Below are 25,675 nucleotides of genomic sequence, written 5' to 3' on the forward strand. Positions count from 1 at the left end.
GCCCGCTCCCACATTTTGTTCCGCGTTAACCGGCCTTTTTCAGCGCCTCAATCAACTCATCCTTGCGCATGGTCGAGCGCCCGGGAATGTCCTTGGCACGCGCTTCTCTCAGCAAGCTTTCCTTGGTCTGCGTACCCAGCGAAACCCGGCTGTTACGCGGATGCCCCTCACGGCTGGCCGCAGCCCGCTTGGCCGACTCATGCCGGTCCTGGGACTTCTTCGCCGGCGCCTTGCGCTGGCCTGAACCGCCGGCCTTTTCGCCGCCGCCAGACTGCTTGTTGACGGTGGCCCAGGCCCGCGCCTCGGCTTCTTCTTTCGACAAGCCCTGGTGCTCATAACTCGCTTCGATATGGGCGGCCTTGCGCTTCTGTTCGGTGGTGTATTTGGCTTTGCTTCCACGAGGCATTGCGATACTCCTTCTGGCCCTCATACAAGATACGAGGGCCAGACCAGGCAAGGTGTGTTATTGGCTCGCTTCGCTTTCAAGCTTGCGAGCCGCTTCCACGCCGGACGCGGTGAGCTTGATCGGCAGGTTCAGCGAATGTTCACCGGCATCGTTGCAGGTCACATGGCCTTCCTTGATCCACCCGCGGTCCTGCAAGGTGGCCAAGGCGCTGGCCACCACTTTTTCACCTCGGTAGTTGTCCAGCACTTCTTTGCCCAACCCACTGGGATGAGCGTGGAGCAGACGGGTGAGGACTTCTTTTTCAAGGTTGTGATCGACGTTCATGCATACCTCTTCACTGGGAAATGGTTGGGTGTTCGTCTTTCTTGCGCATTAAGGCGCTGGCTGTTTTGGCGCGCCGGGGATGTTGGAGTCATCGCCTTTATTGATCGAGGGCGAAGTGGCACCTGGGCCCATTTTGCCGTTAGGCACCGCACCGCTGTTGCGATTGGTGTCGTCGCCCTGGGTGCGTGGGTCCCTGCTGTTGTCGATGATGGCGCCGCCGTTGGTGTCCATGCCGGTACCCATCGAGTCCTTCGACTCCTGGGCGGCCGGGTTGGGCGGGCTGCCGACAGGGTCGGTCGGGCCGGTGCTGGAACCTGTGGAGGCGGCAAAGCTGCTCAGCGAAACAGCAGACAGCAAACCGGTGAGGGCGAGGGCGGCAAATTTGGAAGTCGTCATGATGGTGTCTCCATATGATTAATGTCCTTACCTGATATTGGTCCGCCCCCGTTTGTGATTCGTGCCTCGATACCGACGAACGGTCTTAGGTCGCTTGTAAGATTTTGTGTGACGAGATTCGGCGCCAGATCAACCGCGCCACCGTGATCAGCCAATTGAGCAGCGCCACCGCCAGTACACTCATCAACAGGGTCGGCATGCCGTATTCGACGATGAGCTTGCCCGCCAGCAACGGGAAACCGAACACCCCGATAAAGTACGCCAGGCTGAACAGCAGCAACGCCTGGGACGTGGTGCCCGCAGGTGCCTCGTTCGCAGCCAAACCATTGATCACCGAATACGTCAGGCCATAACCCACGCCCAGGGTGACGGCCGCCAGCAGGTAGCTGTAGTTGCCACTGACCCTGAACCCGAACAGGAAAATCGACCCCAGCATCAACCCGGACAACACACACGCCGCCCAATACGGATCACGCTTGACCACGATGCCGGCGATCAGCAGGCGGCTGGTAATCGCCGCACTCATGAAGCCCAGGAAGAACAGCGAATAGTCCAGCCCGTGCAACGCCGCGTAGCTGGTCTGGAAACTCGACAGCCCGCCAAACACGCAACCGCCGAGGCCCACCATGATGATCGCGAACACCGCCCGGGACGACAGCACCTTGCGTGTCGCCGACCAGGAAATCTTCGCCGCCGGCGCGGTGTGTTGACTCAGCGCGCGACCCAGTCGCCAGAAAATCAGCACACCTACCAAGCTCGCCAGCGCTGCTATATGAAAGGCCGCCGTCAGCGAAAAATCCAGGGCACTTGCCGCCCGCCCCAGCAGTGGCCCGGAGCCGATTCCGGTCATCATGCTGCCCGACAGCAGGGCAAAATACTTGGCCCGTTGCGCCGGTTCCACCAGCATCGCGACGATGATCGGCCCCAACGTGTAGAACACGCCCCAGCCCAATCCCAACGACAAGCCAAAGAACATCAAGCCCTCGCCGAACCCCGGCGCCAGCGCAAAGCCCAGGCACGCCACCACCAGCAATACGCCGAGCAGGGCGATCGACCTGGCAGCCCCCAGCAGGTCGGCCAGATGCCCGGAAACCAGCACCGCCACAAAGGTGCTGAGCATCGCCATGGAGATCACGCTGCCGGCGTCGTGTTCGTTGCCGCCGCGCGAATGGATCAGCAGCGACAGCAAGAATGTCGAGCCATAGGATAGGGAAAGCAAATAGCTGGCGAGGCAGAAGAGGGCGAACAGTTTTCCGCCAACCGCAGGTGAGGCGTGCATGGAAGAGCCTTGCGTCTGTTGGATTTATGCCCAACTTTTTACCATGCACGGCACGTGGGATTGTTCTGTGGTTCGCGGTGCTTGCGTTAGCCCGCAGCGGAGTATGGTGTGCCGATTTCTTCGATGAACAGATCCATGAATCCCTTCAGCCGTTCATGGCGCGCCAGGGCCATGCGTTGCCCCGTCGGCGTCTGAAATCCGCTCGCCAGATGCAGCAGCTTGGTCTGGAAATGATCGAGGCAAAAGCGCTTGTCGTCGTACTCGCGATGCTGCGCCGTTGGGTCAGCCGGGTCATACAGCCCGCTGCCCATGCGCCCGGCGATGTAAAATGTGCGGGCCACGCCGATCATGCCCAGGGAGTCCAAACGGTCGGCATCCTGCATAATCTTTGCTTCAAGCGTCACCGGCGTCAGGCCCGCCGAAAAGCTGTGGGTCTCGATGGCGTGGGTCACCGCTGCAATCGTCTCGGGCTGCCACGCCAACCCCTGCAAAATCTGCCCGGCCTTGTCCGCCGCCAATGTTGAGGCCTTGGAACGCAACGGCGAATTCTTCTCCACCGCGACGCAGTCATGGAGCAGCACCGCCGCCAGCAGCACCTCCAGATCGCCACCTTCCTCTGCCTGGATCGACCGCACGTTGTGCCACACCCGTTGCAAGTGGGACAGGTCGTGGGCGCCGTCTTCCGAAGGCTCAAGGGCGTGAGGCAATAACGTCGCGGCGAGGTCGGTCAAGGGCGTGAAGGGCATGGGGATTCTCAAAGGTCGATGGCCTGCAGGTTAGCCGCGAATCAAATTGCACTGCAATCGGTCATTAAAGCGCCTTAGTATGTGTGCTTTATTTCCCTGACAAGGCCTGCCCATGACCATCGAGATTCGCCCCGCCGTGCCCAGCGATGCTGCGCAGATCCTGACCTTCATCACCGAGCTTGCCGACTATGAAAAAGCCCGGCACGAAGTGATCGCCAGCGTGGTGGACATCGAGCGCAGCCTGTTCAGTGAAGGTGCCACCGCCCACGGCCTGATCTGCCTGCGCGACGGTTTGCCGATCGGCTTTGCGGTGTTCTTTTTCAGCTATTCCACGTGGCTGGGCAGCAACTGCCTGTACCTCGAAGACCTGTACATCAACCCCGAGCAACGCGGTGGCGGGGCGGGCAAGAAGTTGCTGCGCCACCTGGCGAAAATCGCCTGCGACAACGGCTGCGGGCGTTTCGAGTGGAGCGTGCTGGACTGGAACGAGCCGGCCATCGCGTTCTACAAATCCATCGGTGCCCAGCCCCAGGAAGAGTGGGTACGCTACCGCATGGAAGGCGACGCCCTCAGGGATTTCGCACAGGGTTAAGTGTGCATAAAGGACCGGCTTTTAAAGCCGGTTTTTTTATATATTTGCTCACTATATGGGATGATAATTTATATATTGAGATGTTCCGGTTTCTGGGTTTATAGTCTTGCGCATCAGCACTCACTACCAAAAACAAAACAGGTGAAGCGATGCAGGCACAACCGTTGTCGTTACCTCCGGTGCCCGAGCCGACTTACGGCGAGCGACTGAAGAACAAAGTCGTGGTCATCACCGGTGCCGCCCAAGGCATTGGCGAGGCTATCGTCGCCTGCTTCCAGGCTCAGCAGGCGCGCCTGGTGATCGGTGATATCCAGGGCGAGAAGGTCGAGCAGGTCGCCGCCCACTGGCGCGAACACGGCGCCGAGATCTACGCACAACCTGTCGACATCACTTCCAAGGATCAATGGCGCGCCCTGGTGGACGTCGCTATCGAACGCTTTGGCCGCGTCGATGTGCTGGTCAATTGCGCCGGCGTCAACGTGTTCCGCGACCCGCTGGAAATGACCGACGAAGACTGGCGCCGCTGCTTCGCCATCGACCTCGACGGCGCCTGGTACGGCTGCCGTACCGTGTTGCCGCACATGATCGAGCAAGGCATCGGCAACATCATCAACATCGCCTCCACCCACTCCAGCCACATCATTCCCGGCTGCTTCCCGTACCCGGTGGCCAAGCACGGCTTGCTCGGGCTGACCCGCGCGCTGGGCATCGAATACGCGCCCAAGGGCATCCGCGTAAATGCCATCGCGCCGGGCTATATCGAAACCCAACTCAACGTCGATTACTGGAACGGCTTTGCCGACCCGCACGCCGAGCGCCAGCGTGCCTTCGACCTGCACCCGCCCAAGCGCATCGGCCAGCCGATTGAAGTGGCGATGACGGCACTGTTTCTTGCGACCGATGAGGCGCCCTTTATCAATGCCACCTGCCTGATGATCGATGGTGGGCGGTCGGTGATGTACCACGATTAAAACTTTTCCAAATAACAAGAAGAGGTGGTTCATGCTCAAGAAAACACTAGGCACCCTTGCCCTCACGATGGCGCTCAGCGGCCTGGCCTCTGCCGAAGAAGTAAAGATCGGCTTCCTGGTCAAGCAGGCGGAAGAGCCCTGGTTCCAGACCGAATGGGCCTTCGCTGAAAAAGCCGGCAAGGACCATGGTTTCACCGTGATCAAGATCGCCGTGCCCGACGGCGAGAAAACCCTGTCCGCCATCGATACCCTGGCCGCCAACGGCGCCAAGGGTTTCGTGATCTGCCCGCCGGACGTGTCCCTGGGCCCTGCGATCATGGCCAAGGCCAAGCTGAATAACCTCAAAGTGCTGGCGGTAGACGACCGCTTCGTCGACGCCAAGGGCAAGCCCATGGAAGACGTGCCTTACGTCGGCCTGGACGCCTACAAGATCGGCCAGAAACAAGGCGAAGCCATGGCCACCGAAGCCAAGCATCGCAACTGGGACTGGAAGGACACCTACGCCGTCATCAATACCTTCGACGAGCTGGAAACCGGCAAGAAGCGCACCGACGGTTCGGTAGAAGGCCTCAAGGCCGCCGGCCTGCCGGTTGACCATATCCTGTTCACCGCGCAGAAAACCCTCGACGTGCCGGGCGCCATGGACTCCACCAACTCGGCCCTGGTGAAACTGCCCAGCGGCGCGAAAAACCTGCTGATTGGCGGCATGAACGACAGCACCGTACTGGGCGGCGTACGCGCCACCGAAAGCGCCGGCTTCAAGGCCACAAACGTGATTGGCGTGGGCATCAACGGCACCGACGCCATCGAAGAACTGAAGAAATCCGACACCGGTTTCTACGGCTCGATGCTGCTCAGCCCCGATGCGTCCGGCTATAAAACTGCGACCTCGATGTTCGAGTGGGTGACCAAAGGCACTGAGCCTGCCAAGTTCACCGCACTGGATAACGTGACCCTGATCACCCGCGCCAACTTCAAGGAAGAGTTGAGCAAGATCGGTCTGTGGAAATGAACAGCGCCGCTGCAGAGAGCCTGCGCTTCAACGGCATCGGCAAGGAGTTTCCCGGGGTGAAGGCCCTGGCGCAGATCAGCTTTGAAGCGCGGCCCCATTCGGTGCATGCGCTGATGGGCGAGAACGGCGCGGGCAAGTCGACCTTGCTGAAAATCCTCGGCGGTTTTTATCCGCCCAACAGCGGCAGCTTGCAGTTGGGCGAACGCAGCGTGAGTTTCAAGTCGGCGGCCGACAGCATCGCCAGCGGCATTGCAGTGATTCACCAGGAGCTGCAACTGGTGCCGGAAATGACCGTCGCCGAGAACCTGCTGCTGGGGCATATGCCGTCGCGCTTTGGCGTGGTCAATCGCGGGGCGATGGTGCGCAAGGCACGGGAACTGCTCAAGGGCCTGGCGGATGAAATCGATCCGAACATGCGCCTGGGCAGCCTGTCCCTCGGCCAGCGGCAACTGGTGGAAATCGCCAAGGCCATGTCGCGCAACGCCCATGTGATTGCGTTCGACGAACCCACCAGCAGCCTCTCGGCCCGTGAGATCGAGCGGCTGATGGTGATCATCGCCCGGCTGCGGGATGAAGGCCGGGTGATCCTCTACGTGTCGCACCGCATGGAGGAGGTGTTCCGCATTTGCGATGCGGTGACGGTGTTCAAGGACGGGCGCTTCGTGCGCACGTTCGAGGACATGACGCAGTTGAACGTCGACCAACTGGTCAACTGCATGGTCGGGCGCGATATCCAGGATATCTACGACTACAGGCCGCGCGAGCACTGCGGTGAAGCGCTGCGAGTCGAAGGTTTGCTCGGGCCGGGGTTGCAGGAACCGGTGAGCCTGCAGGTGAACAAGGGCGAGATTCTCGGGCTGTTCGGCCTGGTGGGGGCCGGGCGCACAGAGTTGTTGCGCCTGCTCGCCGGGCTGTCCCGCAGCACCCAGGGGACTCTGGTGCTGCATGGCCAGGCGCAGACGTTCAAGACACCACGGGATGCGATTGCGGCGGGGGTGTTGCTCTGCCCCGAGGACCGCAAGAAGGAAGGCATCGTGCCCCGCGCGAGTGTTGCGGAGAACATCAATATCAGTGCGCGGCGTGACCATGCGCGCTTCGGCTGGCTGATCCAGGGCGGCTGGGAACGCACCAACGCCCAGCGGCAGATCAGCGCGCTCAACGTGCGCACGCCGTCGGCGGACCAGCCGATTCTGTTCCTGTCGGGCGGCAATCAGCAGAAGGCGATTCTCGGCCGCTGGTTGTCGATGCCGATGAAAGTGTTGCTGCTGGACGAGCCGACCCGCGGCATCGATATCGGTGCCAAGTCGGAGATCTACCAGATCATTCATAACCTGGCGGCCAGTGGCATCGCGGTGATCGTGGTGTCCAGCGACCTGATGGAAGTGATGGGCATCTCCGACCGCATCCTGGTGATGAGCGAAGGCGCCCTGACCGGCGAATTGACCCGCGATCAAGCGGACGAAGCACGGCTGCTGCAACTGGCTCTTCCGCGTACGCGGGACTGAAGAATACGAGGTGGGTATGTCACAGGTAAAAACTGCAAGAAGCTTCTGGCCGGGGTTCAACCAGCGCAAGTTTCTCGATGATTGGGTCATGCTGCTGGCGGCCTTGAGCATCTTTGTGCTCAGCGCCATCTTCATCGACAACTTCCTCTCGCCGCTGAACATGCGTGGCCTGGGGCTGGCGATTTCCACTGTGGGGATTGCGGCCTGCACCATGCTGTTTTGCCTGGCGTCGGGGCACTTCGACTTGTCGGTGGGTTCGGTGATCGCCTGTTCGGGCGTGGTGGCGGGGATCGTGATTCGCGACACCGACAGCGTGTTCTTCGGCGTGTCGGCGGCGTTGGCCATGGGCCTGGTGGTGGGACTGATCAACGGCATCGTGATCGCCAAGCTGCGGATCAACGCGTTGATCACGACGCTGGCGACGATGCAGATCGTGCGTGGGCTGGCGTATATCTTTTCCAACGGCAAGGCGGTCGGCGTGATGGACGAAAACTTCTTCGTCTTTGGTAACGGCCAGCTGTTTGGCGTGCCGGTGCCAATCGTCATCACCGTGCTGTGCTTTGTATTTTTTGGCTGGTTGCTGAACTACACCACCTACGGGCGCAACACCATGGCCATCGGCGGCAACCAGGAAGCGGCGCTGTTGGCCGGGGTGAATGTCGACCGCACCAAGATCATCATCTTTGCCGTGCACGGGGTAATCGGGGCGTTGGCCGGGGTGATCCTGGCGTCGCGGATGACCTCGGGGCAACCGATGATTGGCCAGGGGTTCGAGTTGACGGTGATCTCGGCGTGCGTGCTGGGCGGGGTGTCGCTGAGCGGCGGGATCGGGATGATCCGGCATGTGATTGCCGGGGTGCTGATTCTGGCGATCATCGAAAACGCGATGAACCTGAAGAACATCGACACCTTCTACCAATACGTGATTCGCGGCTCGATCCTGTTGCTGGCGGTGATTATCGACCGCATGAAACAGCGATAAAAAGGGCGCCACACGACCAATGTGGGAGCGGGCTTGCTCGCGAAAACGGTGTGTCAGTCAGCGTATGCATTAACTGGAAAACCGCATTCGCGAGCAAGCCCGCTCCCACATTTTGATCTCCTCTGTTTTGCTGGTCCGCATTTGCCATAATGCTCGCCGTTTTCGTACTTCCCAATAGGCCCGATATGCAGGAAAACGCCCAAACTCCCGTCAAAGAAGCCGCGCCCACCGGCACTCAAACCCTGCTTCGTGGCCTGGGCGTGGTGCAGGCAGTGGCGGCCGGTGCGCGGGATCTGAAGGAAATCGCCAAGCGCATCGGCACCACCCGCAGCACCACTCACCGCCTGGCCAGTTGCCTGGTGGAAGAACGCTACCTGCGCGTAGTGCCGCAAGTCGGTTATCTGCTGGGCCCCAAATTGATCGAGCTGGGTTTCCAGGCCCGTGAAGAACTGCCTTTGGTCAGCCTGGCAGTGCCGTATCTGGACGAGTTGTCGGCGTTGACCGGCGATACCATCCACCTGGCTATTCGCGAATACGACGACGTGCTGTACCTGCACAAGAACCCTGGCCGCAACGGCCCGGAAATGCGCTCGCGCGTCGGCCATCGCATGCCGCTGGCGCGCACCGGGATCGGCAAGGCGTTGTTGCTGGATGACAGCGTGGAAGAGTGGCAGCGCCTGTATCAGGTCAGCCTGCCGACGGGCGGGAAGAATCTGCAGTGGCCGCAGCACCCCGAGCAATCCTGGGCGCAGTTTGAACAGCGCATGCAGGAATACGTGGCGGGCGGTTATGCATTCGACCTGGAAGACAACGAACCGTCGATCCGTTGTGTCGCGGCACCGGTGCGCGATGCCAGCCGGCGAATCGTCGCCGGCATCAGCATCGCCAGTACCGTGCCCTACATGCCGCTGGAGAAAATGGCCGAGCTGATCCCTGTGATCAAACAGGTCGCAGCACGGCTGTCAGCGGAGTTGGGCGCGAAGGCCTGATCAGGCCGTGATCGTTCCCATGCTCCGCGTGGGAATGCCGCTTCGGACGCTCCGCGTCCAGCAGGACTTGAGCCCTGCGCAACGGTGACGCAGAGCGTCACAGCATGCGTTCCCACGCAGAGCGTGGGAACGATCATGATCAGGCCTTCAGGGTCGCCATGTCGATCACGAAGCGGTACTTCACATCACCGGCAATCATGCGGGTGTAGGCTTCGTTGATCTGGCGGATGTCGAGCATCTCGATGTCGCAGGTGATGCCGTGCTCGGCGCAGAAATCCAGGACTTCCTGGGTTTCGGCAATCCCACCGATCAACGAACCGGCCAGCACTTTGCGGCCCAGCACCAGCTTGGCAGCGTTGACGGGCGGGTCGACCGGCTCGATCAAACCTACCAGGATGTGCACGCCGTCAAAGCGCAGTACGTCGAGGTAGGGATTCAAGTCGTGCTGCACCGGAATGGTGTCCAGCAGGAAGTCGAAATGCCCGGCAGCGGCTTTCATCTGGGCTTCGTCGGTGGACACGATCACGTGGTCGGCGCCCTGGCGACGGCCTTCTTCAGCCTTGCTCGCGGAGCGGGTGAACAGCGTCACTTCCGCGCCCATGGCCTTGGCGAACTTGATGCCCATATGGCCCAAACCGCCCATGCCCAGAACGCCAACCTTGTCGCCAGCCTTCACGCCGTAGTGCTTGAGCGGCGAGTAAGTGGTGATGCCGGCGCAGAGGATCGGCGCGGCGCTGGCCAGGTCGAGCTTGGCCGGGATCTTCACCACGAAGTGCTCGCTGACCACGATGCTGTCGGAGTAGCCGCCCATGGTGTTGCTGCCGTCGACCCGGTCCGGGGTGGCGTAGGTCATGGTCGGGCCTTCGAGGCAGTATTGCTCGAGGTCCGCGTGGCAGGCGTCGCAGTGACGGCAGGAGTCGACCATGCAGCCAACACCCACCAGGTCACCGACTTTGTGCGCGGTGACGCTGGCGCCGACGGCGGTGACTTTACCGACGATCTCGTGGCCCGGCATCAGCGGGTACACGGCGATGCCCCATTCGTTGCGTGCCTGGTGGATGTCGGAGTGGCAGACGCCGCAGTAGAGAATTTCGATCGCCACGTCATCGACGCGCGGGCTACGGCGTTCGAAGGACATGGGGGCGAGGGGAGTGGTGGCCGATTGAGCGGCATAACCGATGGCGGTGTACATGGAGAAACCTCGCAGGTGCAGTAACAGGTGAGGTGGCGCATTCTCCGCGCCGTGCCTGGGTGCGGCCATGGCGATTGCTCCGAGTCTCATGCCTATTCGTCCGGGAGTGCACCTGGATTGGATCGTTGTGGCGCCAGACCTGCGATGATGGTCTCATCCCCTTTTTCGCGAAGTTTTTGCCATGTTGTTGACCCGCCATGTCGATGCCAATGCCGCGTTGGTTGCCTTGATCGAACCCCTGACACCCCGTGATGGGTTCTCGCCCACGAACCTGCCGGGCGTGCAGGTATTGCGTGCCAGTTGCGATGTGGCGCGGGGCCCGCAGATTTATGAACCGAGCCTGATGATCGTCGCCCAGGGCAGCAAGGTCGCGTACCTGGGCCCGCGTACCCTGGAGTACGGCGCGGGGCATTACCTGATCCAGGCGATGCCGGTGCCGTTCGAATGCGAGACTTTTGCCATGCCGAATGCACCGCTGTTGGGGGTGACGGTGGGCATTGATCGGGTGGTGCTGGGTGAGCTGGTGATGGCGATGGGGATCCAGAGCGGGCCACCGCCAGCGGCGCAAACGTTGGAGTCGATGAGTTCGGTGGTGCTGGACGACGCCATGCGCGGCTGTGTCGAACGCCTGTTGCAGTGCCTGCACGATCCGCTGGAGAGCCGGATCATGGGTCCGGCGCGGGTGCGGGAATTATTGTTCACCGCATTGCGCGGGCCACAGGCGGATGTGTTGCGCGCGCTGGTGGAGCAGCAGGGGCAGTTTTCGCGGGTGGCGACTTCGTTGAATCACCTGCATGCCCATTACGCCGAGCCGCTGAATATCGAGACGTTGGCGGGTTATGCGCACATGAGCGCGTCGACCTTCCACGAACACTTCAAGCGCTGCACGCTGTTGTCGCCGGTGCAGTACCTCAAGCGTCTGCGGCTGCTCAAGGCGCAGCAGTTGCTGCTGGTGGAAGGCATGGGCGTGGCGCAGGCGGCCCATAGTGTGGGGTATCAGAGCACGTCGCAGTTTAGCCGGGAATACAAGCGCTACTTCGAGCGCAGCCCTGGGGATGAGCGGGCGGCATAACTCTCCCGGGCACAATTCGGTCAAAAATGTGGGAGCGGGCTTGCTCGCGAAAGCGGTGGTTCAGCCAAAACATCTGTGACTGATACACCGCTTTCGCGAGCAAGCCCGCTCCCACATTTGACCGAGTCGATGGGTCTTTTTCTGGGCTACAAAAAAGGCCCCCATTTGGGAGCCTTCTGTTCAAGCAGCGGATTTACATATTCGGGTAAGTCGGCCCACCCGCACCTTCCGGCGTCACCCACGTAATGTTCTGCGAAGGGTCCTTGATGTCACAGGTCTTGCAGTGCACGCAGTTCTGGGCGTTGATCTGGAAGCGCTTCTCGCCGTCTTCCTTGGTGATCACTTCATACACGCCGGCCGGGCAGTAGCGCTGCGCCGGTTCATCGTAAAGCGGCAGGTTGGTGCCGATCGGGATGCTCGGGTCTTTCAGCTTCAGGTGGCACGGTTGTTCTTCTTCGTGGTTGGTACCGGAGATGAACACCGAACTCAGCTTGTCGAAGCTCAGCTTGCCGTCGGGTTTCGGGTAGTCGATCTTCTTGCTGTCCTTGGCCAGCTTGAGGCAGGCGTAGTCCGGCTTGGTATCGTGCAGGGTAAACGGCATTTTGCCGCCGAGGATGTTCTGGTCGAACCAGTTGAAGCCGGCACCAATGATCGGGCCGAACTTGTGCATCGCCGGGCCGAAGTTACGGCTGGCGAACAGTTCTTCGTAGAGCCAGCTGTTCTTGAAGCTGTCGACGTAAGCGGTCAGTTCGTCACCGCCTTCGGATTCGGCGAACAGGCGGTCAGCCACGGCGTCAGCGGCGAGCATGCCGGACTTCATAGCGGTGTGGCTGCCCTTGATCTTGGCGAAGTTCAGGGTGCCCAGGTCGCAGCCGATCAGCGCGCCGCCCTTGAACACCATTTTCGGCAGCGAGTTCAGGCCGCCTTTGCAGATGGCGCGGGCGCCGTAGCTGATGCGTTTGCCGCCTTCCAGGTACTGGGCCAGCACGGGGTGATGCTTGAGGCGCTGGAACTCGTCGAACGGCGACAGGAAGGTGTTGCTGTAGGACAGGTCGACGATCAGGCCGACGACCACCTGGTTGTTTTCCAGGTGATAGAGGAACGAACCGCCGGTGTTCTCGGCGCTCATGATGTCCAGCGGCCAGCCGGCGGTGTGCACCACCAGGCCTGGCTGGTGTTTGGCCGGGTCGATTTCCCAGATTTCCTTCAGGCCGATGCCGTAGTGCTGGGCGTCGGCGTCGCTGTCCAGGTTGAAGCGCTGGATCAGTTGCTTGCCGATGTGGCCACGGCAACCCTCGGCGAACAGCGTGTACTTGCCACGCAGTTCCATGCCCGGGGTGTAGACGCCTTCTTTCGGGTTGCCTTCACGGTCGACGCCCAGGTCACCGGTGATGATCCCGCGCACCACGCCGTTTTCGTCGAACAGCGCTTCCTGGGCGGCGAAGCCCGGGTAGACTTCCACACCCAGGTTTTCGGCCTGCTGGGCGAGCCAGCGGCACAGGTTGCCCAGGGAAATAATGTAGTTGCCTTCGTTGTGCATGGTCTTGGGCACAAAGAAGTCAGGCACCTTGGTGGAAGCTTCGCTGGAGCGCAGTACATAGATGTCATCACGCACAACAGGGGTGTTGAGCGGCGCACCGAGTTCTTTCCAGTCCGGGAACAGTTCGTTCAGGGCACGGGGTTCAAACACGGCACCGGACAGGATATGAGCGCCGACTTCGGAGCCTTTTTCGACCACGCAGACGCTGATTTCCTTACCGGCTTCGGCGGCCTTCTGCTTCAATCGGCAGGCGGCAGACAGGCCTGCCGGGCCAGCGCCGACGATGACCACGTCGAATTCCATGTATTCGCGTTCCACAGGCTATCTCCTACTCAAGGCTCAACGGCTTTTTTTTCTAATGGGTGGAGGTTCGGTGATCCGTCCCACAATGCCTGCATCAATCTCATGCAAAGGGCAGGGGACGACCCACCTTTCTCTCTAGGTGGCGCATTATATCTACACCACTCTCAGCGTCCAATACAAACGTTTGTTTGAATTGCCCGCAAGCTAGGTAAATCAAAGCAACGCGGCTTATAACTGACCATTTTGGCGTATTGACCGGAATAGGCGTTCCGGTCAATATACGGTCGGTTTTGCGCATCCCGTAGGCAGACTGTGGGTTTCAAGGCCACCTCGAAAGACAGGCTGAAGGCAAATAAGGGTGACGCGCGAGCCACGATGGCGCGCAGTTTACACGCCACGATAATGAATGACCTCTCAGTCACCGCTGACGAACGGTCATCACTCCCGTGAGCAAGGTCCCCCGCCGACGATTGCCGGTGTTTTTGGAGGTGCCCTTGTGTGCCGATGAGCATCAAACCGCCAGGTTCGCCTAGGCGACTTTCTTTTCACCGGAGAGTAACGAGGAATCCATGAAGGTTCTTGTAGCTGTCAAACGCGTTGTCGATTACAACGTGAAAGTTCGCGTCAAGGCGGACAATTCCGGCGTCGACCTCGCTAACGTCAAGATGTCGATGAACCCTTTCTGCGAAATCGCCGTGGAAGAAGCCGTACGCCTGAAAGAGAAAGGCGTTGCGACTGAAATCGTCGTCGTTTCCATCGGTCCGACCACTGCTCAAGAGCAGCTGCGTACCGCCCTGGCGCTGGGTGCCGATCGCGCCATCCTCGTCGAATCCGCTGAAGAGCTGACTTCCCTGGCCGTTGCCAAGTTGTTGAAAGCCGTTGTCGACAAGGAACAGCCATCGCTGGTGATCCTCGGCAAACAAGCCATCGACAGCGACAACAACCAGACTGGCCAGATGCTGGCTGCACTGACCGGTTACGGCCAGGGCACCTTCGCCTCGAAAGTCGAAGTGAGCGGCGACAAGGTTGCCGTGACCCGCGAAATCGACGGCGGCGCGCAGACAGTTTCCCTGAAACTGCCGGCCATCGTCACCACCGACCTGCGTTTGAACGAGCCGCGCTACGCGTCCCTGCCAAACATCATGAAAGCCAAGAAGAAGCCTCTCGAAGTGCTGACTCCGGACGCTTTGGGCGTTTCCACCGCCTCCACCAACAAGACCGTCAAAGTCGAAGCGCCGGCTGCACGCAGCGCGGGCATCAAGGTCAAGTCGGTGGCTGAACTGGTCGAGAAACTGAAAAACGAAGCGAAGGTAATCTAACCATGACTATCTTGGTAATCGCAGAACACGACAACAAGGTCGTGGCTCCGGCCACCCTGAACACTGTCGCCGCCGCCGCCAAAATCGGTGGTGATATCCACGTCCTGGTCGCTGGCCAAAACGTTGGTGCCGTGGCTGAGGCCGCTGCCAAAATCGCTGGCGTGAGCAAAGTACTGGTTGCCGATAACGCAGCCTACGCTCACCAATTGCCGGAAAACGTTGCGCCGCTGGTAGCAGAGCTGGGCGCTGGCTACAGCCACATCCTGGCTGCTGCCACCTCCAATGGCAAAAACATCCTGCCGCGCGTTGCTGCGCAACTGGACGTTGACCAGATCTCCGAGATCGTTTCGGTAGAAAGCGCCGACACCTTCAAGCGTCCGATCTATGCCGGTAACGCCATCGCTACCGTGCAGTCCACTGCGTCGGTAAAAGTCATCACCGTGCGTGCCACCGGTTTCGACCCGGTTGCAGCTGAAGGTGGTTCGGCTGCGGTTGAAGCTGTGGCTGCTGCCCACGACGCTGGCACTTCCAGCTTCGTTGGCGAAGAGCTGGCCAAGTCCGATCGTCCAGAACTGACCGCTGCCAAGATCGTCGTTTCCGGCGGCCGCGGCATGCAGAACGGCGACAACTTCAAGCACCTGTACGCCCTGGCCGACAAGCTGGGCGCTGCGGTCGGCGCTTCCCGCGCTGCCGTCGACGCAGGTTTTGTACCGAACGACATGCAGGTCGGCCAGACCGGCAAGATCGTTGCGCCACAGCTGTACATCGCCGTCGGTATCTCCGGCGCGATCCAGCACTTGGCCGGTATGAAAGACTCCAAGGTGATCGTTGCGATCAACAAGGACGAAGAAGCACCGATCTTCCAGGTGGCTGATTACGGCCTGGTGGCGGACTTGTTCGAAGCCGTACCCGAGTTGGAGAAGCTGGTCTAATCCAGCCGCTTCACTTATAAAGAGCCCGGTCTTTTGACCGGGCTTTTTTTTGCCCGGTAATTTTTCAACTGGAGAACCCTGCCATGGAATTGCGTCCCTGGACTGTACTGCTGGCCCTGTCACTGCTGCCGACGGTGTCGCTGGCGGCGGGCAAATGTGATCGGCTGGTGATCACCGGCAGCCCGGACGCCCCGCCTTATCTGTGGCGTGATCCCCAGGACCCCACGCACTTGATCGGCGCCACCGCCGACATGCTGCAGCAAGTGGCCAAAGACCTCGGGGTGAAAATCGACCTGCTGTACGGCGGCAAACGTTCCCTGGCGCTGGAAGAAGTGCGCAGCGGGCGCATGGACATCCTCGCCGACGCGCCATTGACCCTCGACGCCCTGGACTCCCTCGACTACATCCACCCGGCATTGGTGCAAACCGATTATCTGGTCTGGACCCGCAAGGATTCGACCCTGGCCTACAGCCAGGCCGGCGACCTGCACGGCCACAAGGGCGCGGTGTCGGAAAGGGCACGCCTGAGCCGCGACTTTGAAACCTTCGCCGGTGAGCAACTCACCCTGCAGCGCCTGCCCACCCTGACCCCGGCGTTCCAGAAATTGCTGTTGGGAGAAGTGGACTACGTACTCGCCGGACGTTATTCCGGCATGGCCATGGCCCAGACCCTGGGCATGAGCAACGACCTGGTGGCGCGGGAAATCCCCATCGACCAGCCGGGCCTGTACCTGGCCATTTCCCACAACTCCGCCTGCAACGATCCGTGGTTGCGCGGACAGCTCGCCAAAAAGATGACAGAATTGCCCGCGTCCGGTCTGGCGGAAACCGCGCTGCAGAGCAATCTTGAGCGCTGGAAAGCGCAGTTGCAGCAACCCGTCGGCACCCCAACAAAGTAGGGATTTTCAGTGACTATTCGACCTCTTTTCGCGGCCCTCGCCGTTGTAGCTCTGGCGGGATGTGCAGCCGATCCTGCGCCGAATGAACAAATGCGCCTGACCCAGCAAGCCCTGGAACAAGCCAGCGCCGTGGGCGCCGTCGCCAGCGATTCGCCCGAGCTGAAGCTGGCGGAAGACAAGTTCACCCAGGCCCGTGCCGACATGGCCGATGAATCCTACAAGGACGCCCGCATGCAGGCTGAAGAAGCCGAGCTGGACGCCCGCCTGGCGGAAGCGCTGGTGCTGACCCGCAAAAGCCAGGAGCAACTGAACGTGCTCAACACCCGTATCACCCGCCTGCGCAAGCAGTTGCAGTTGGGAGACGCCCAATGAGCCCGTTGATGCGTGGGTTGAGCTGTGTGGTGTTGCTGGGCAGTGCGCTGGGTGGTTGTGCGACCCATCCCGACAGTAACCTCGCCTTGCAACAGGCCAGCACTGACTTCCAGAAGGTCAAGGAAGATTCGAATGTGCTGCGTATCGCACCCAAGGACGTGATTCGCGCCGGTGAGTCCCTGGCCCGTGCCGACCGTTTCTCCAGCTTCTGGGGCAGCGGCGTCGATGTGGCGCATTACGCCTACCTGAGCCAGCGCTACAGCGCGATTGCCCGGGAACACACCGAGCAGGCACTCAATCAGGAGCGTGGGGTCAAGCTGGAGCTGGAACGCCAGCGCCTGCAACTGGCCCTGCGTGAAGCCAAGCTCTCCAGCGTTCAGCAACAGGGCAAATGGATTGAGGCGCAGATATCAAGCCTGACCACCGTCCAGCCTGATCGCGGGCTGGTGATGACCCTGGGTGACGTGCTGTTCGATACGGGTGATGCAGAGCTGCAAAACTCGGCCAACCGCACCGTGCTCAAAGTGGTGCAGTTCCTGCAACTGAACCCCAAGCGCGTGGTGCGCATCGAGGGTTACACCGACAATACCGGCGGCGAACAGGAAAATATCAAACTGTCCCGGGACCGCGCTCAAGCGGTTGCGGATGTACTGAGCGACCTGGGGATCGACGAAAAACGCATTCAGGTCGAAGGCTACGGCGATCAGTATCCGGTCGAAGCCAACGCGTCTGAGCGGGGCAGGGCGCAGAACCGTCGGGTAGAAATTGTGTTCTCCGACGAGAAAGGCCAGCTGGGCGCTGCTCGCTAAACCTGATTCTCAAGGTGAAAGGTGATTCCTGTGGGAGCTGTCGAGCCCCAGCGAGGCTGCGACAGGATCGCCTCGGTGCACCTGCGAGACCGCAGCGCCTGCATCGCAGCCTCGCTGAAGCTCGACAGCTCCCACATAAGCCCGATCAATGATCGGGTTTTTTATGCCCGCGATTCAGTTCGCAACCCTTACAGTTTTTTCTATCACTGCCGCCCGCGCTCGACTATTGTGGCAACTGTCCCCGTACACTTCTAAACTGTGCCGGTATGTTTCACACAAAAATAAAATACCCGTGAAATCGAGTGCTGCGTCATGACCAATCTGTTGCTCTACCAACGTATCGCCCAGCAGCTGGCTGAGGATATCCGCCGCGGTGTCTATCAACCGGGCGAGCGCGTGCCTTCGGTACGCAAAATGAGCTCCCAGCTCAACGTCAGCCACGCCACCGTGTTGCAGGCCTACGCGAACCTGGAAGACCAGGGTTTGATTCGCGCGCGGCCGCAGTCCGGGTATTACGTGCACCAGACGCCGGCGCTCACTGCGCCCACGCCGGACATCGCCCGGGTCGAGCGTCCAGGGTTGGTCACCCGCAGCAGCATCATTCAACAGGTGTTGGTGGAATCCCGCCGCGAAGGCGTGTTCCCGCTCGGCGCCGCCGTGCCGAGTGTCGACTACCTGCCTGTGCGCGCGCTGCATCAGCAACTGGCCAAGGTCACGCGTTTCCAGAGCCCGCGGGCGTTCAGCTACATGTTCAGCCCGGGTTTCGAGCCGCTGCGGCGCCAGGTGGCGATCCGTATGCGCGATGCCGGGGTGGTGGTCGACCCCTCCGAAGTGGTGATCACCCATGGGTGTGTCGATGCATTGCAGATGTCGCTGCGGGTGCTGACCCGCCCCGGCGACCTGATCGCCGCCGAATCGCCGACCTATTACGGCTTGCTGCAACTGGCCGATCTGCTGGGCCTGAAGGTCATCGAAATCCCCAGCGACCCGGCCACCGGCATGAGCCTGGAAGCCCTGCAACTGGCAGCCAACCAATGGTCGATCAAGGCCCTGGTGCTGACCACGCGCCTGAGCAATCCCCTGGGCGGCACCATGCCCGAAGAGCGGCAGAAACAGTTGCTGCGCCTGGCCTCGGATTTCGATATCCAGGTGGTCGAGGACGATATCTATGGCGAACTGATGTTCGAACTGGGCCGCACCAAGGCCCTGAAAGCCTACGACCGTCTGGACCGGGTCATCTATTGCTCGAGTTTCTCGAAGACCCTGTCACCGGGCATTCGCATTGGCTGGATGATTGCCGGCAAGTACCAGCAGGAAATCCAGCGCCTGCAAATGTTCAGCACCCATTCGGCCTGCAGCGTGACCCAGATGGGCACGGCGGCGTACCTGGAGAATGGCGGCTACGACCGCCATCTGCGCTATATCCGCCAGGAGTACCGCAAGAACCTCAGCGCGTTCCAGCTGGCCGTGCAGCAGTATTTTCCCGAAGGCACCCAGATGACCCGCCCGACCGGCGGTTTTATCCTGTGGGTCAGTTTGCCTGGACGGGTCAATACCCAGGAACTGCACGTGCGCGCCTTGCAGCAGGGCATCAGCATTGCACCGGGGCTGATCTTCAGTAATACGGAACAGTTCAACCACTGTATTCGCCTGAACTGCGGCACCCCGTGGAACCGCGAGGCGGAGCGCGCCTTGATGACCCTCGGGATGCTGGCAAGCCAGTTATGCCAGGAGACTGCGGCGGGTTTTTGAGGCATGGAAAGGGGACACGACGGGTAGCTGGCTAATTACCATGCTTGTCATACCGTCCTCAACAAGCGAGCATATGGCCTTCTGCCGTTAATGCTGCTGGCGATATGACTTATACCTTTCCTGCTGCCCTGCTGATCTGCGTGTTAAGCCTGTGTAACGCTGGCGCTGTCCTGGCGGCTCCCGCTAGTGAAGCGGTGCCTGCTGCCAGCTCCCAGCAAACGGTGCCGGCGAAAAAAGCCGCTGCGGCCAAGAAGGCACCGGTCGCGAAGAAAGCCCCCGCAAAGAAAGCAACGCCGGTGAAAAAACGTGCGCCTATCGCCAGCAAGTCAAAGTCGGCCCACGAAGTCGCCAAGACGCCGCTGCCGCCTGCAGAGCTGGATTTGAGCCTGCCGTCGAACATGGTCCGCCACCTGCAACCCCTCGGCACCATGCCGCAGCCGAAGAACGTGCCGCTGCTGCCGCCGATGTTTGCCGAAAAGCCCACTGACAACAGTGCATTCCAGATCAACGGGCGCCTGCTCAGCAATGAAATGCAGCTGCAACTGCGCAACGAAGAACGCCGCGAAGTAGAAGGCGCAGCGCTGGATTTCCAGTTCAAGCAATAAACCCGACGAGTAAACGTGACGCGCACCCCTGACCTTCTGTCGCAGACTGGTCAGTCACTTTTGTTTTCGGTGAAAAACCCCTGTTAAGCCAATTTAAAACGTCTGTTTAAGGGCGTAGTCTTACGTGGCCATCAACGCTTGAGTTGTCGAGGATCTGTTCGTCATGAAATGCCGTGAAGGCTGTGGCGCTTGCTGCATTGCCCCATCCATCAGTTCTCCGTTGCCGGGAATGCCTGCCGGCAAACCGGCGGGCGAACGCTGCCTGCATCTTTCGGTCGAACAACTGTGCCAGTTGTTTGGCCAGCCTGAGCGGCCGGCAGTGTGTAGTTCGTTCCAGGCGGATATCGAGGTCTGTGGCAGTAGCCAGGCAGAAGCGATCAGGTTGATCGGCTGGTGGGAACAGATGACGGCGGCTTAGTGGGCTGTTCAAAGTACTGAACTTCAACAATAAGGAATAAGACCATGGGTTCACTGAAACGAATTGCTGTGTTGTGCGGTTTTACCGCGTTGTTCGCTGCCGCAGCGCATGCTGAAGACTGGCAGACGGCCAAGGATGAAGACGGCATCAAAGTGTCCTTGAGTGAAATTGCCGGTTCCAAGTACAAGGCTTATCGCGGTGTGACGACCATCAAGGCGCCGCTGGCCAAGATCCAGGCGCTGCAGGAAGACGTGGCGGGGGCCTGTTCCTGGATCCACGAATGCAAGTCGCAGAAACTGCTCAAGCAGGAAGGCGACAAGAGCTGGACCTACACCCAGTTCAAGGCACCGTTCCCGGTGACCGATCGTGACTCGATCCTGGAAATCACCACCACCAAGGCTGCCGATGGCACCGTCACCCGCAAGCTGTTGGAAGTGCCGACCTACCAGCCAGAAGTCAAAGGCTATGTGCGCGTAGCCCAGGTCGATGGTTACTGGAAACTGGTGCCTAAAGGCGACAACCTGACCGAAGTGACCTACCAGGTGCACACCGAGCCAGGTGGCAGCGTGCCGTCGTGGCTGGCCAACAAGTTTGTGGTGGACGCACCGTTCAACACCTTGAAAGCCCTGAAAGAACACGCTGAAAAATAACTGCAGTTGATCAGGTGCCTCCTGCCTTGAGTGGAACGATTTCCAGGCCCTCAAGGTCCAGATAGATGTAAGCCCACCCATGGGTTTTATCGAGGAGGCTCTGATGCCAAAGTGGAACGTTTCCTTCACCAATGATCATGGTGAGTCGGTAGTCGAGCAATTCGAGTGCGAGCAGAAACCCACGCTTGAAGAAGCTGCGCGCCTGGTTCGCGCCCGCGTATCACCGGTGCTGGAGGAACTGGATCTCAACGATCTGGAGGGGCGTATCGCCGAACCCACGGTCAAGATTCTGAAAGATCAAAACAGCATCAAAGACCTCAAGGTCGACCCCGCCGCCTGAACATTCCCTGTACGCCTTTAAACAGACTCTGGTGGAGGTGATAGCTTCGCGCTACTCTGCAATGGAGATCAGCGAATGAATCGCTAAGGTCTGGTCTTGTCAGCTACATGCTTGTCTCCCAGCGGCGACGTCACTGCCGTAACACCCGCGTCCTTGCAGCGCGGGCCTTGGGAAGCACGGAAAGTCTATCCATCGGTTTGAGGAGGACGTTTCATGAGCACAGCCTATCAAGAAGACATCAGCACCAACGTGTTGCGCCGCATGAAAGAGGGCGGCTTTGACTTCTCGCGTTTCCACCCCATCGAGTTCTACGCCATTTTCCCGGATGAGGAACGTGCGCGGCGGGCTGCGGGTCGGTTTCGTGGGGAATCCCTGAATGCCCAGGTCAGCGCGCGGGATGACGGCGCCTGGTACCTGGAATTGAGCAAAATCATGTTCGCCACCTACGACGGCATAGGAGACTTCGAGCAGGACTTTGAGGCGGTGGTCGAGCCCTTGGGCGGAATCATCGAGGGATGGGGCGTGAAACAGGAGGTGCGTGGGTTACCCATGTAGCGACATGAGCAACAACACAGCGTATCGGCTGACCTTTGGGTCGGCCGTTTTTGTTTCTGGCGCGGGAAAAATCCTGCGCAAAAAAAAGCCACCCGAGCAGGGTGGCCAAAGGGAAGATCGCAAAGGAGGAGAGCGATTCGGTACAAGCGGTAATGCGCAATGGATGGAGCTGTAGGACGCGTCCTGTTCAGCTGATGGAGGTGATTATCCGCGGGGTTTGCCGGGCAGTGAAATCAACTCTGACTATGCTGGTGATAGTCATGGCCTGCATTGCAATGAGGCGCCGCCCATGACAGCGGGCATTTGCTGCACCGGGACGGTGCGATGAGACCTGCGTCTATATCCAACTGATTGATACTTAAGTGTTTATGCCGCTGGCACGGGCCTTGCGATGGTTCTGGCGTCCGGGTGACAAGGAGTACGGCATGATCCGCACTTATTATGATGAGATGTACGACGGGGCAGGGCAGGTGCGCCCCCATTACCGCGAATTTGCCCGCTGGTTGGCCGACACGCCGGCCGAACTGCTGGCCCAGCGCCGGCGCGAAGCCGATTTGCTGTTTCACCGGGCCGGTATCACCTTCACCTTGTATGGCGATGAGCAAGGTACCGAGCGCCTGATCCCCTTCGACACGATCCCCCGCAGCATCCCGGCCAGTGAATGGCGGATCGTCGAGCGCGGCTGCATCCAGCGGGTCAAGGCGCTGAACATGTTTCTCGCCGACCTCTACCACGAACAACGCATTATCAAGGCTGGGATCATCCCCGCCGAGCAAGTGCTGGCCAACGAGCAATACCAGTTGGCGATGCAGGGCCTGGACCTGCACCGGGATATCTATTCCCACATCTCAGGTGTCGACCTCGTACGCGATGGCGACGGCACTTACTACGTCCTCGAAGACAATCTGCGCACCCCCAGCGGCGTGAGCTACATGCTCGAAGACCGCAAGATGATGATGCGCCTGTTCCCCGAACTGTTCGCGGCCCAGCGCATCGCGCCCATCGACCACTATCCCAACCTGTTGCTCGACACCCTGAAAAGCTCCAGCCCGCTGGATAATCCCAGTGTGGTGGTGCTGACGCCTGGGCGTTTCAACAGTGCGTTCTTCGAGCATGCATTCCTGGCCCGGGAAATGGGCGTGGAACTGGTGGAAGGCGCCGACCTGTTCGTGCGTGATGACCGCGTGTTCATGCGCACCACCGATGGTCCCAAGGCGGTGGATGTGATCTACCGTCGCCTCGACGACGCGTTCCTCGACCCGCTGGCCTTCAACCCGGACTCCATGCTCGGCGTACCGGGCCTGCTGGCGGCGTATCGCTCGGGCAACGTGGTGTTGGCCAATGCCATCGGCACCGGGGTGGCGGATGACAAGTCGGTGTACCCCTTCGTCACCGAGATGATCCGTTTTTACCTGGATGAAGAACCGATCCTGAAGAATGTTCCGACGTTCCAGTGCCGTAATCCCAGTGAACTGTCCCACGTACTGGCCAACCTTCCGCAACTGGTGGTGAAGGAAACCCAGGGCTCCGGTGGCTATGGCATGTTGGTCGGCCCGGCCGCCTCGGCAGCGGAAATCGAAGCCTTCCGTGCACGCATCAAGGCCAAGCCCCACGCCTACATCGCGCAGCCAACGCTGTGCCTGTCGACGTGCCCGACCTTCGTCGAAAACGGCATCGCCCCACGGCATATCGACCTGCGCCCGTTTGTGCTGCAAGGCAAGGAAACCCGTGTGGTCCCCGGCGGCCTGACTCGTGTGGCGCTGCGGGAAGGCTCGTTGGTGGTCAACTCGTCCCAGGGCGGCGGCACCAAAGACACCTGGGTGGTCGAGGATTGAAATATGTTGAGTAGAACTGCCTCGGATTTGTATTGGATGTCACGCTACCTGGAGCGCGCGGAAAACCTCGCGCGCATGCTCGATGTCAGTTATTCGCTGTCGCTGATGCCCCAGGACGGGCGCGGCGATGGCCTGCATGAACTGGCGATGCCGCTGCTGATCACCGGCACCCTCGACGATTACCGCGAGCGCCACGGTGAACTGCACGCCGAACGCCTGCTGCACTTCTTCGCCCTGGATGCTGCCAACCCGGCCAGCATCTATAGCTGCCTCGGCGCTGCACGCGCCAGTGCCCATGCCGTGCGTGGGCGAATCACCGCCGACATGTGGGAAAACATCAACGCCACCTGGCTGGAGATTCGCGACATCGCCCAGCAAGGCCTGAGCCGCTACGGCATGAGCCGGTTCTGCGAGTGGGTCAAGGAACGTTCCCACCTGTTCCGCGGTGCCACCTACGGCACCATCATGCGTAACGACGCCTTTCGTTTTATTCGCCTGGGCACCTTTATCGAGCGCGCCGACAACACCCTGCGCTTGCTCGACGCCCGCTATGAAATGGCCGGCGACCAGGCCGAAGCGGTCACCGATGGTACCGCCCACGCCTACTATCAATGGAGTGCGTTGTTGCGGGCGTTGTCGTCGTTCGAGGCCTACACAGAAATCTACCGTGATGCCCCCGGCGCCCGACAAGTCGCCGAGCTGTTGCTGCTGCGCGCCGACGTGCCGCGATCACTGCGGGCCTGCAGTGAAGAGATCGACCAGATCCTTGGCAGCCTGCCCGGCATCAACGGTCGCCCGGCCCAACGCCTGGCAGCGGAAATGGACGCACGCCTGCGCTATACCGCCATCGACGAAATTCTCGAGGAAGGCCTGCACGCTTGGCTGACCGACTTCATCCCGCTCGTGCGCGAGCTGGGCGATGCTATTTACAGTTCCTACCTGGAGGCGGCATGAGACTTTCCATCAGCCACGAAACCACCTACCACTACGAAGACCAGGTGCGTGCCAGCATCCAGTACCTGCGGCTCACGCCCCACGACAGCGAGCGCCAGCATGTCCTCAGTTGGCAGTTGGACTTGCCCCGGCCGGTACGGGCGCAACTGGACCCGTTCGGCAACATCCTGCACGTGTTGACCCTGGACGAGCCCCATGAAGCCATCATCATTGGCGCCCGTGGCCAGGTGGATATCGACGAATTGCGCGAGGCCGAGCATGAAAGCCAGTCGGCCTTCCCGTTCCTGCGCTGCACCCGGTTGACCGAGCCGGACGAGGCCCTGCGCAGCTTTGCCGAAAAGCATTGCCATCAACGCCGCGACCGCAGCGCATTGATCGACCTGATGCACGCGCTGAACCAGTACATGACCTATTCGCCGGGTTCTACCGAAGTCGACACCTGTGCGGCCAAGGCGTTTGCCGGGCGTGCCGGGGTGTGCCAGGACCACACCCACGCCTTCCTCGCCTGTGCCCGCAGCCTGGGGATTCCGGCGCGTTATGTGTCGGGGTATTTGTATAGCGAAGACTGCGAGCACCTCGCCAGCCATGCCTGGGCTGAAGCGTGGCTGGATGACGCCTGGTACAGTTTTGACGTGACCAATCAACTGGCGCGGCCGGAGCGGCATTTGAAGCTGGCGGTGGGTCTGGATTACCTGGACGCCTGCCCGGTACGAGGCATGCGTCGTGGGGGAGGGCATGAGCAGATGCATGCCAAGGTATTTGTAGCGCCGACACCGGTGATTTCGGTGCAGCAGCAGTAGGATCCAGGGAGAGAGGGAGCTCTGTGTAGCAGGAAAGCTCTCCGTGCCAGGACAGCTTTTTGTGGCGAGGGAGCTTGCTCCCGCTGGGCCGCGAAGCGGCCCCAAGGCATGCCCCCGAGTTCTGTC

Annotated in this window: 28 protein-coding genes; 21 read left to right on the top strand and 7 right to left on the bottom strand. The window is 60.6% G+C overall.

Annotated features, from left to right (window positions below; genetic code table 11):
* Positions 1-25: 25 nt before the first annotated feature.
* The 5 genes from HYE77_RS12850 to HYE77_RS12870 all read right to left on the bottom strand — a co-directional run bounded on the left by HYE77_RS12850 (position 26) and on the right by HYE77_RS12870 (position 3,151).
* A complete protein-coding gene (locus HYE77_RS12850; RefSeq protein ID WP_177041392.1) occupies positions 26-406 on the bottom strand; it encodes a Rho termination factor N-terminal domain-containing protein in 381 nt (126 codons plus the stop codon).
* 57 nt (positions 407-463) lie between these two features.
* On the bottom strand, positions 464-730 hold the full coding sequence (locus HYE77_RS12855; protein ID WP_087692767.1) for a hypothetical protein: 267 nt from the start codon (positions 728-730) through the stop codon (positions 464-466).
* 48 nt (positions 731-778) lie between these two features.
* Positions 779-1,126: a hypothetical protein gene (locus HYE77_RS12860; RefSeq protein ID WP_008434934.1), complete on the bottom strand. Its 348-nt coding sequence runs from the start codon at positions 1,124-1,126 to the stop codon at positions 779-781.
* A gap of 85 nt (positions 1,127-1,211) precedes the next feature.
* Entirely contained in the window at positions 1,212-2,405 is a 1,194-nt protein-coding gene (locus HYE77_RS12865; protein WP_177068852.1) for an MFS transporter, read from the bottom strand.
* Positions 2,406-2,491: 86 nt separating this feature from the next.
* The gene (locus tag HYE77_RS12870) at positions 2,492-3,151 is read right to left on the bottom strand and encodes an HD domain-containing protein (RefSeq protein WP_177027701.1); all 660 of its coding nucleotides are present in this window, start codon (positions 3,149-3,151) and stop codon (positions 2,492-2,494) included.
* 112 nt (positions 3,152-3,263) lie between these two features.
* Here HYE77_RS12870 and HYE77_RS12875 point away from each other — a divergent pair, with 112 nt between their 5' ends.
* The 6 genes from HYE77_RS12875 to HYE77_RS12900 all read left to right on the top strand — a co-directional run bounded on the left by HYE77_RS12875 (position 3,264) and on the right by HYE77_RS12900 (position 9,202).
* Positions 3,264-3,743, top strand: coding sequence for a GNAT family N-acetyltransferase (locus HYE77_RS12875; protein WP_004371239.1), 480 nt, complete (start codon positions 3,264-3,266; stop codon positions 3,741-3,743).
* 149 nt (positions 3,744-3,892) lie between these two features.
* Entirely contained in the window at positions 3,893-4,714 is an 822-nt protein-coding gene (locus tag HYE77_RS12880; RefSeq protein ID WP_004371237.1) for an SDR family oxidoreductase, read from the top strand.
* A gap of 31 nt (positions 4,715-4,745) precedes the next feature.
* Positions 4,746-5,726, top strand: coding sequence for a substrate-binding domain-containing protein (locus HYE77_RS12885; protein WP_008434927.1), 981 nt, complete (start codon positions 4,746-4,748; stop codon positions 5,724-5,726).
* Positions 5,723-7,231, top strand: coding sequence for an L-arabinose ABC transporter ATP-binding protein AraG (gene araG / locus HYE77_RS12890; RefSeq protein WP_004371233.1), 1,509 nt, complete (start codon positions 5,723-5,725; stop codon positions 7,229-7,231). The genes HYE77_RS12885 and araG overlap by 4 nt, the downstream gene beginning before the upstream one ends.
* A gap of 16 nt (positions 7,232-7,247) precedes the next feature.
* Entirely contained in the window at positions 7,248-8,213 is a 966-nt protein-coding gene (araH, locus tag HYE77_RS12895; RefSeq protein WP_004371231.1) for an L-arabinose ABC transporter permease AraH, read from the top strand.
* Positions 8,214-8,398: 185 nt separating this feature from the next.
* Positions 8,399-9,202 (top strand): IclR family transcriptional regulator, encoded by an 804-nt coding sequence (locus HYE77_RS12900; protein ID WP_004371229.1) that lies wholly within the window; start codon positions 8,399-8,401, stop codon positions 9,200-9,202.
* Between the two features lie 139 nt (positions 9,203-9,341).
* Here HYE77_RS12900 and HYE77_RS12905 read toward each other — a convergent pair whose 3' ends face one another.
* Complete coding sequence (locus HYE77_RS12905) at positions 9,342-10,394, bottom strand: NAD(P)-dependent alcohol dehydrogenase (RefSeq protein WP_177019619.1); 1,053 nt, start codon at positions 10,392-10,394, stop codon at positions 9,342-9,344.
* Between the two features lie 181 nt (positions 10,395-10,575).
* On the opposite strand from HYE77_RS12905, the gene HYE77_RS12910 reads away from it, so the two are divergent.
* The gene (locus HYE77_RS12910) at positions 10,576-11,466 is read left to right on the top strand and encodes an AraC family transcriptional regulator (protein ID WP_004371227.1); all 891 of its coding nucleotides are present in this window, start codon (positions 10,576-10,578) and stop codon (positions 11,464-11,466) included.
* A gap of 193 nt (positions 11,467-11,659) precedes the next feature.
* Here HYE77_RS12910 and HYE77_RS12915 read toward each other — a convergent pair whose 3' ends face one another.
* Complete coding sequence (locus HYE77_RS12915; protein WP_008434918.1) at positions 11,660-13,324, bottom strand: electron transfer flavoprotein-ubiquinone oxidoreductase; 1,665 nt, start codon at positions 13,322-13,324, stop codon at positions 11,660-11,662.
* Between the two features lie 554 nt (positions 13,325-13,878).
* Between HYE77_RS12915 and HYE77_RS12920 the strand changes: the two genes are divergently transcribed.
* From HYE77_RS12920 to HYE77_RS12985, 14 genes are all read left to right on the top strand, one after another.
* Positions 13,879-14,628, top strand: coding sequence for an electron transfer flavoprotein subunit beta/FixA family protein (locus HYE77_RS12920; protein ID WP_004371224.1), 750 nt, complete (start codon positions 13,879-13,881; stop codon positions 14,626-14,628).
* A 2-nt stretch (positions 14,629-14,630) separates the two neighbouring features.
* Positions 14,631-15,560, top strand: coding sequence for an electron transfer flavoprotein subunit alpha/FixB family protein (locus HYE77_RS12925; protein ID WP_004371223.1), 930 nt, complete (start codon positions 14,631-14,633; stop codon positions 15,558-15,560).
* An 83-nt stretch (positions 15,561-15,643) separates the two neighbouring features.
* Positions 15,644-16,459 (top strand): ABC transporter substrate-binding protein, encoded by an 816-nt coding sequence (locus tag HYE77_RS12930; RefSeq protein WP_177019573.1) that lies wholly within the window; start codon positions 15,644-15,646, stop codon positions 16,457-16,459.
* A 9-nt stretch (positions 16,460-16,468) separates the two neighbouring features.
* The gene (locus HYE77_RS12935; protein WP_177068853.1) at positions 16,469-16,831 is read left to right on the top strand and encodes a DUF4398 domain-containing protein; all 363 of its coding nucleotides are present in this window, start codon (positions 16,469-16,471) and stop codon (positions 16,829-16,831) included.
* Positions 16,828-17,640, top strand: a complete 813-nt coding sequence (locus tag HYE77_RS12940; protein ID WP_177068854.1) for an OmpA family protein — start codon at positions 16,828-16,830, stop codon at positions 17,638-17,640. Before HYE77_RS12935 ends, HYE77_RS12940 begins: the two co-directional genes overlap by 4 nt.
* A gap of 312 nt (positions 17,641-17,952) precedes the next feature.
* Positions 17,953-19,392 (top strand): PLP-dependent aminotransferase family protein, encoded by a 1,440-nt coding sequence (locus tag HYE77_RS12945; RefSeq protein ID WP_008434911.1) that lies wholly within the window; start codon positions 17,953-17,955, stop codon positions 19,390-19,392.
* 104 nt (positions 19,393-19,496) lie between these two features.
* Positions 19,497-19,997 carry a translation initiation factor 2 gene (locus tag HYE77_RS12950; protein ID WP_102369692.1) on the top strand — a complete coding sequence of 167 codons (501 nt, stop codon included), beginning with the start codon at positions 19,497-19,499 and terminating at the stop codon, positions 19,995-19,997.
* 163 nt (positions 19,998-20,160) lie between these two features.
* On the top strand, positions 20,161-20,415 hold the full coding sequence (locus tag HYE77_RS12955) for a YkgJ family cysteine cluster protein (protein ID WP_004371217.1): 255 nt from the start codon (positions 20,161-20,163) through the stop codon (positions 20,413-20,415).
* A gap of 44 nt (positions 20,416-20,459) precedes the next feature.
* Entirely contained in the window at positions 20,460-21,065 is a 606-nt protein-coding gene (locus tag HYE77_RS12960; protein WP_004371215.1) for an START domain-containing protein, read from the top strand.
* 79 nt (positions 21,066-21,144) lie between these two features.
* Positions 21,145-21,405, top strand: a complete 261-nt coding sequence (locus tag HYE77_RS12965; protein ID WP_004371213.1) for a hypothetical protein — start codon at positions 21,145-21,147, stop codon at positions 21,403-21,405.
* A 213-nt stretch (positions 21,406-21,618) separates the two neighbouring features.
* Complete coding sequence (locus HYE77_RS12970; RefSeq protein ID WP_003193463.1) at positions 21,619-21,960, top strand: ribonuclease E inhibitor RraB; 342 nt, start codon at positions 21,619-21,621, stop codon at positions 21,958-21,960.
* Between the two features lie 425 nt (positions 21,961-22,385).
* Positions 22,386-23,795 (top strand): circularly permuted type 2 ATP-grasp protein, encoded by a 1,410-nt coding sequence (locus HYE77_RS12975; protein ID WP_004371206.1) that lies wholly within the window; start codon positions 22,386-22,388, stop codon positions 23,793-23,795.
* A gap of 3 nt (positions 23,796-23,798) precedes the next feature.
* Positions 23,799-24,749 (top strand): alpha-E domain-containing protein, encoded by a 951-nt coding sequence (locus HYE77_RS12980; RefSeq protein WP_004371204.1) that lies wholly within the window; start codon positions 23,799-23,801, stop codon positions 24,747-24,749.
* A complete protein-coding gene (locus HYE77_RS12985; RefSeq protein WP_004371203.1) occupies positions 24,746-25,549 on the top strand; it encodes a transglutaminase family protein in 804 nt (267 codons plus the stop codon). The genes HYE77_RS12980 and HYE77_RS12985 overlap by 4 nt, the downstream gene beginning before the upstream one ends.
* The last annotated feature ends 126 nt before the right edge of the window (positions 25,550-25,675 follow it).

It is taken from the genome of Pseudomonas sp. IPO3774 (assembly GCF_013386835.1).
Taxonomy (GTDB): domain Bacteria; phylum Pseudomonadota; class Gammaproteobacteria; order Pseudomonadales; family Pseudomonadaceae; genus Aquipseudomonas.

What these genes read in the sequence shown, in the direction of transcription:
- HYE77_RS12850 (WP_177041392.1), bottom strand. Translation starts at nt 406, where the DNA reads ATGCCTCGTGGAAGCAAAGCCAAATACACCACCGAACAGAAGCGCAAG.
- HYE77_RS12855 (WP_087692767.1), bottom strand. Translation starts at nt 730, where the DNA reads ATGAACGTCGATCACAACCTTGAAAAAGAAGTCCTCACCCGTCTGCTC.
- HYE77_RS12860 (WP_008434934.1), bottom strand. Translation starts at nt 1,126, where the DNA reads ATGACGACTTCCAAATTTGCCGCCCTCGCCCTCACCGGTTTGCTGTCT.
- HYE77_RS12865 (WP_177068852.1), bottom strand. Translation starts at nt 2,405, where the DNA reads ATGCACGCCTCACCTGCGGTTGGCGGAAAACTGTTCGCCCTCTTCTGC.
- HYE77_RS12870 (WP_177027701.1), bottom strand. Translation starts at nt 3,151, where the DNA reads ATGCCCTTCACGCCCTTGACCGACCTCGCCGCGACGTTATTGCCTCAC.
- HYE77_RS12875 (WP_004371239.1), top strand. Translation starts at nt 3,264, where the DNA reads ATGACCATCGAGATTCGCCCCGCCGTGCCCAGCGATGCTGCGCAGATC.
- HYE77_RS12880 (WP_004371237.1), top strand. Translation starts at nt 3,893, where the DNA reads ATGCAGGCACAACCGTTGTCGTTACCTCCGGTGCCCGAGCCGACTTAC.
- HYE77_RS12885 (WP_008434927.1), top strand. Translation starts at nt 4,746, where the DNA reads ATGCTCAAGAAAACACTAGGCACCCTTGCCCTCACGATGGCGCTCAGC.
- araG (WP_004371233.1), top strand. Translation starts at nt 5,723, where the DNA reads ATGAACAGCGCCGCTGCAGAGAGCCTGCGCTTCAACGGCATCGGCAAG.
- araH (WP_004371231.1), top strand. Translation starts at nt 7,248, where the DNA reads ATGTCACAGGTAAAAACTGCAAGAAGCTTCTGGCCGGGGTTCAACCAG.
- HYE77_RS12900 (WP_004371229.1), top strand. Translation starts at nt 8,399, where the DNA reads ATGCAGGAAAACGCCCAAACTCCCGTCAAAGAAGCCGCGCCCACCGGC.
- HYE77_RS12905 (WP_177019619.1), bottom strand. Translation starts at nt 10,394, where the DNA reads ATGTACACCGCCATCGGTTATGCCGCTCAATCGGCCACCACTCCCCTC.
- HYE77_RS12910 (WP_004371227.1), top strand. Translation starts at nt 10,576, where the DNA reads ATGTTGTTGACCCGCCATGTCGATGCCAATGCCGCGTTGGTTGCCTTG.
- HYE77_RS12920 (WP_004371224.1), top strand. Translation starts at nt 13,879, where the DNA reads ATGAAGGTTCTTGTAGCTGTCAAACGCGTTGTCGATTACAACGTGAAA.
- HYE77_RS12925 (WP_004371223.1), top strand. Translation starts at nt 14,631, where the DNA reads ATGACTATCTTGGTAATCGCAGAACACGACAACAAGGTCGTGGCTCCG.
- HYE77_RS12930 (WP_177019573.1), top strand. Translation starts at nt 15,644, where the DNA reads ATGGAATTGCGTCCCTGGACTGTACTGCTGGCCCTGTCACTGCTGCCG.
- HYE77_RS12940 (WP_177068854.1), top strand. Translation starts at nt 16,828, where the DNA reads ATGAGCCCGTTGATGCGTGGGTTGAGCTGTGTGGTGTTGCTGGGCAGT.
- HYE77_RS12945 (WP_008434911.1), top strand. Translation starts at nt 17,953, where the DNA reads ATGACCAATCTGTTGCTCTACCAACGTATCGCCCAGCAGCTGGCTGAG.
- HYE77_RS12950 (WP_102369692.1), top strand. Translation starts at nt 19,497, where the DNA reads ATGACTTATACCTTTCCTGCTGCCCTGCTGATCTGCGTGTTAAGCCTG.
- HYE77_RS12955 (WP_004371217.1), top strand. Translation starts at nt 20,161, where the DNA reads ATGAAATGCCGTGAAGGCTGTGGCGCTTGCTGCATTGCCCCATCCATC.
- HYE77_RS12960 (WP_004371215.1), top strand. Translation starts at nt 20,460, where the DNA reads ATGGGTTCACTGAAACGAATTGCTGTGTTGTGCGGTTTTACCGCGTTG.
- HYE77_RS12965 (WP_004371213.1), top strand. Translation starts at nt 21,145, where the DNA reads ATGGGTTTTATCGAGGAGGCTCTGATGCCAAAGTGGAACGTTTCCTTC.
- HYE77_RS12970 (WP_003193463.1), top strand. Translation starts at nt 21,619, where the DNA reads ATGAGCACAGCCTATCAAGAAGACATCAGCACCAACGTGTTGCGCCGC.
- HYE77_RS12975 (WP_004371206.1), top strand. Translation starts at nt 22,386, where the DNA reads ATGATCCGCACTTATTATGATGAGATGTACGACGGGGCAGGGCAGGTG.
- HYE77_RS12980 (WP_004371204.1), top strand. Translation starts at nt 23,799, where the DNA reads ATGTTGAGTAGAACTGCCTCGGATTTGTATTGGATGTCACGCTACCTG.
- HYE77_RS12985 (WP_004371203.1), top strand. Translation starts at nt 24,746, where the DNA reads ATGAGACTTTCCATCAGCCACGAAACCACCTACCACTACGAAGACCAG.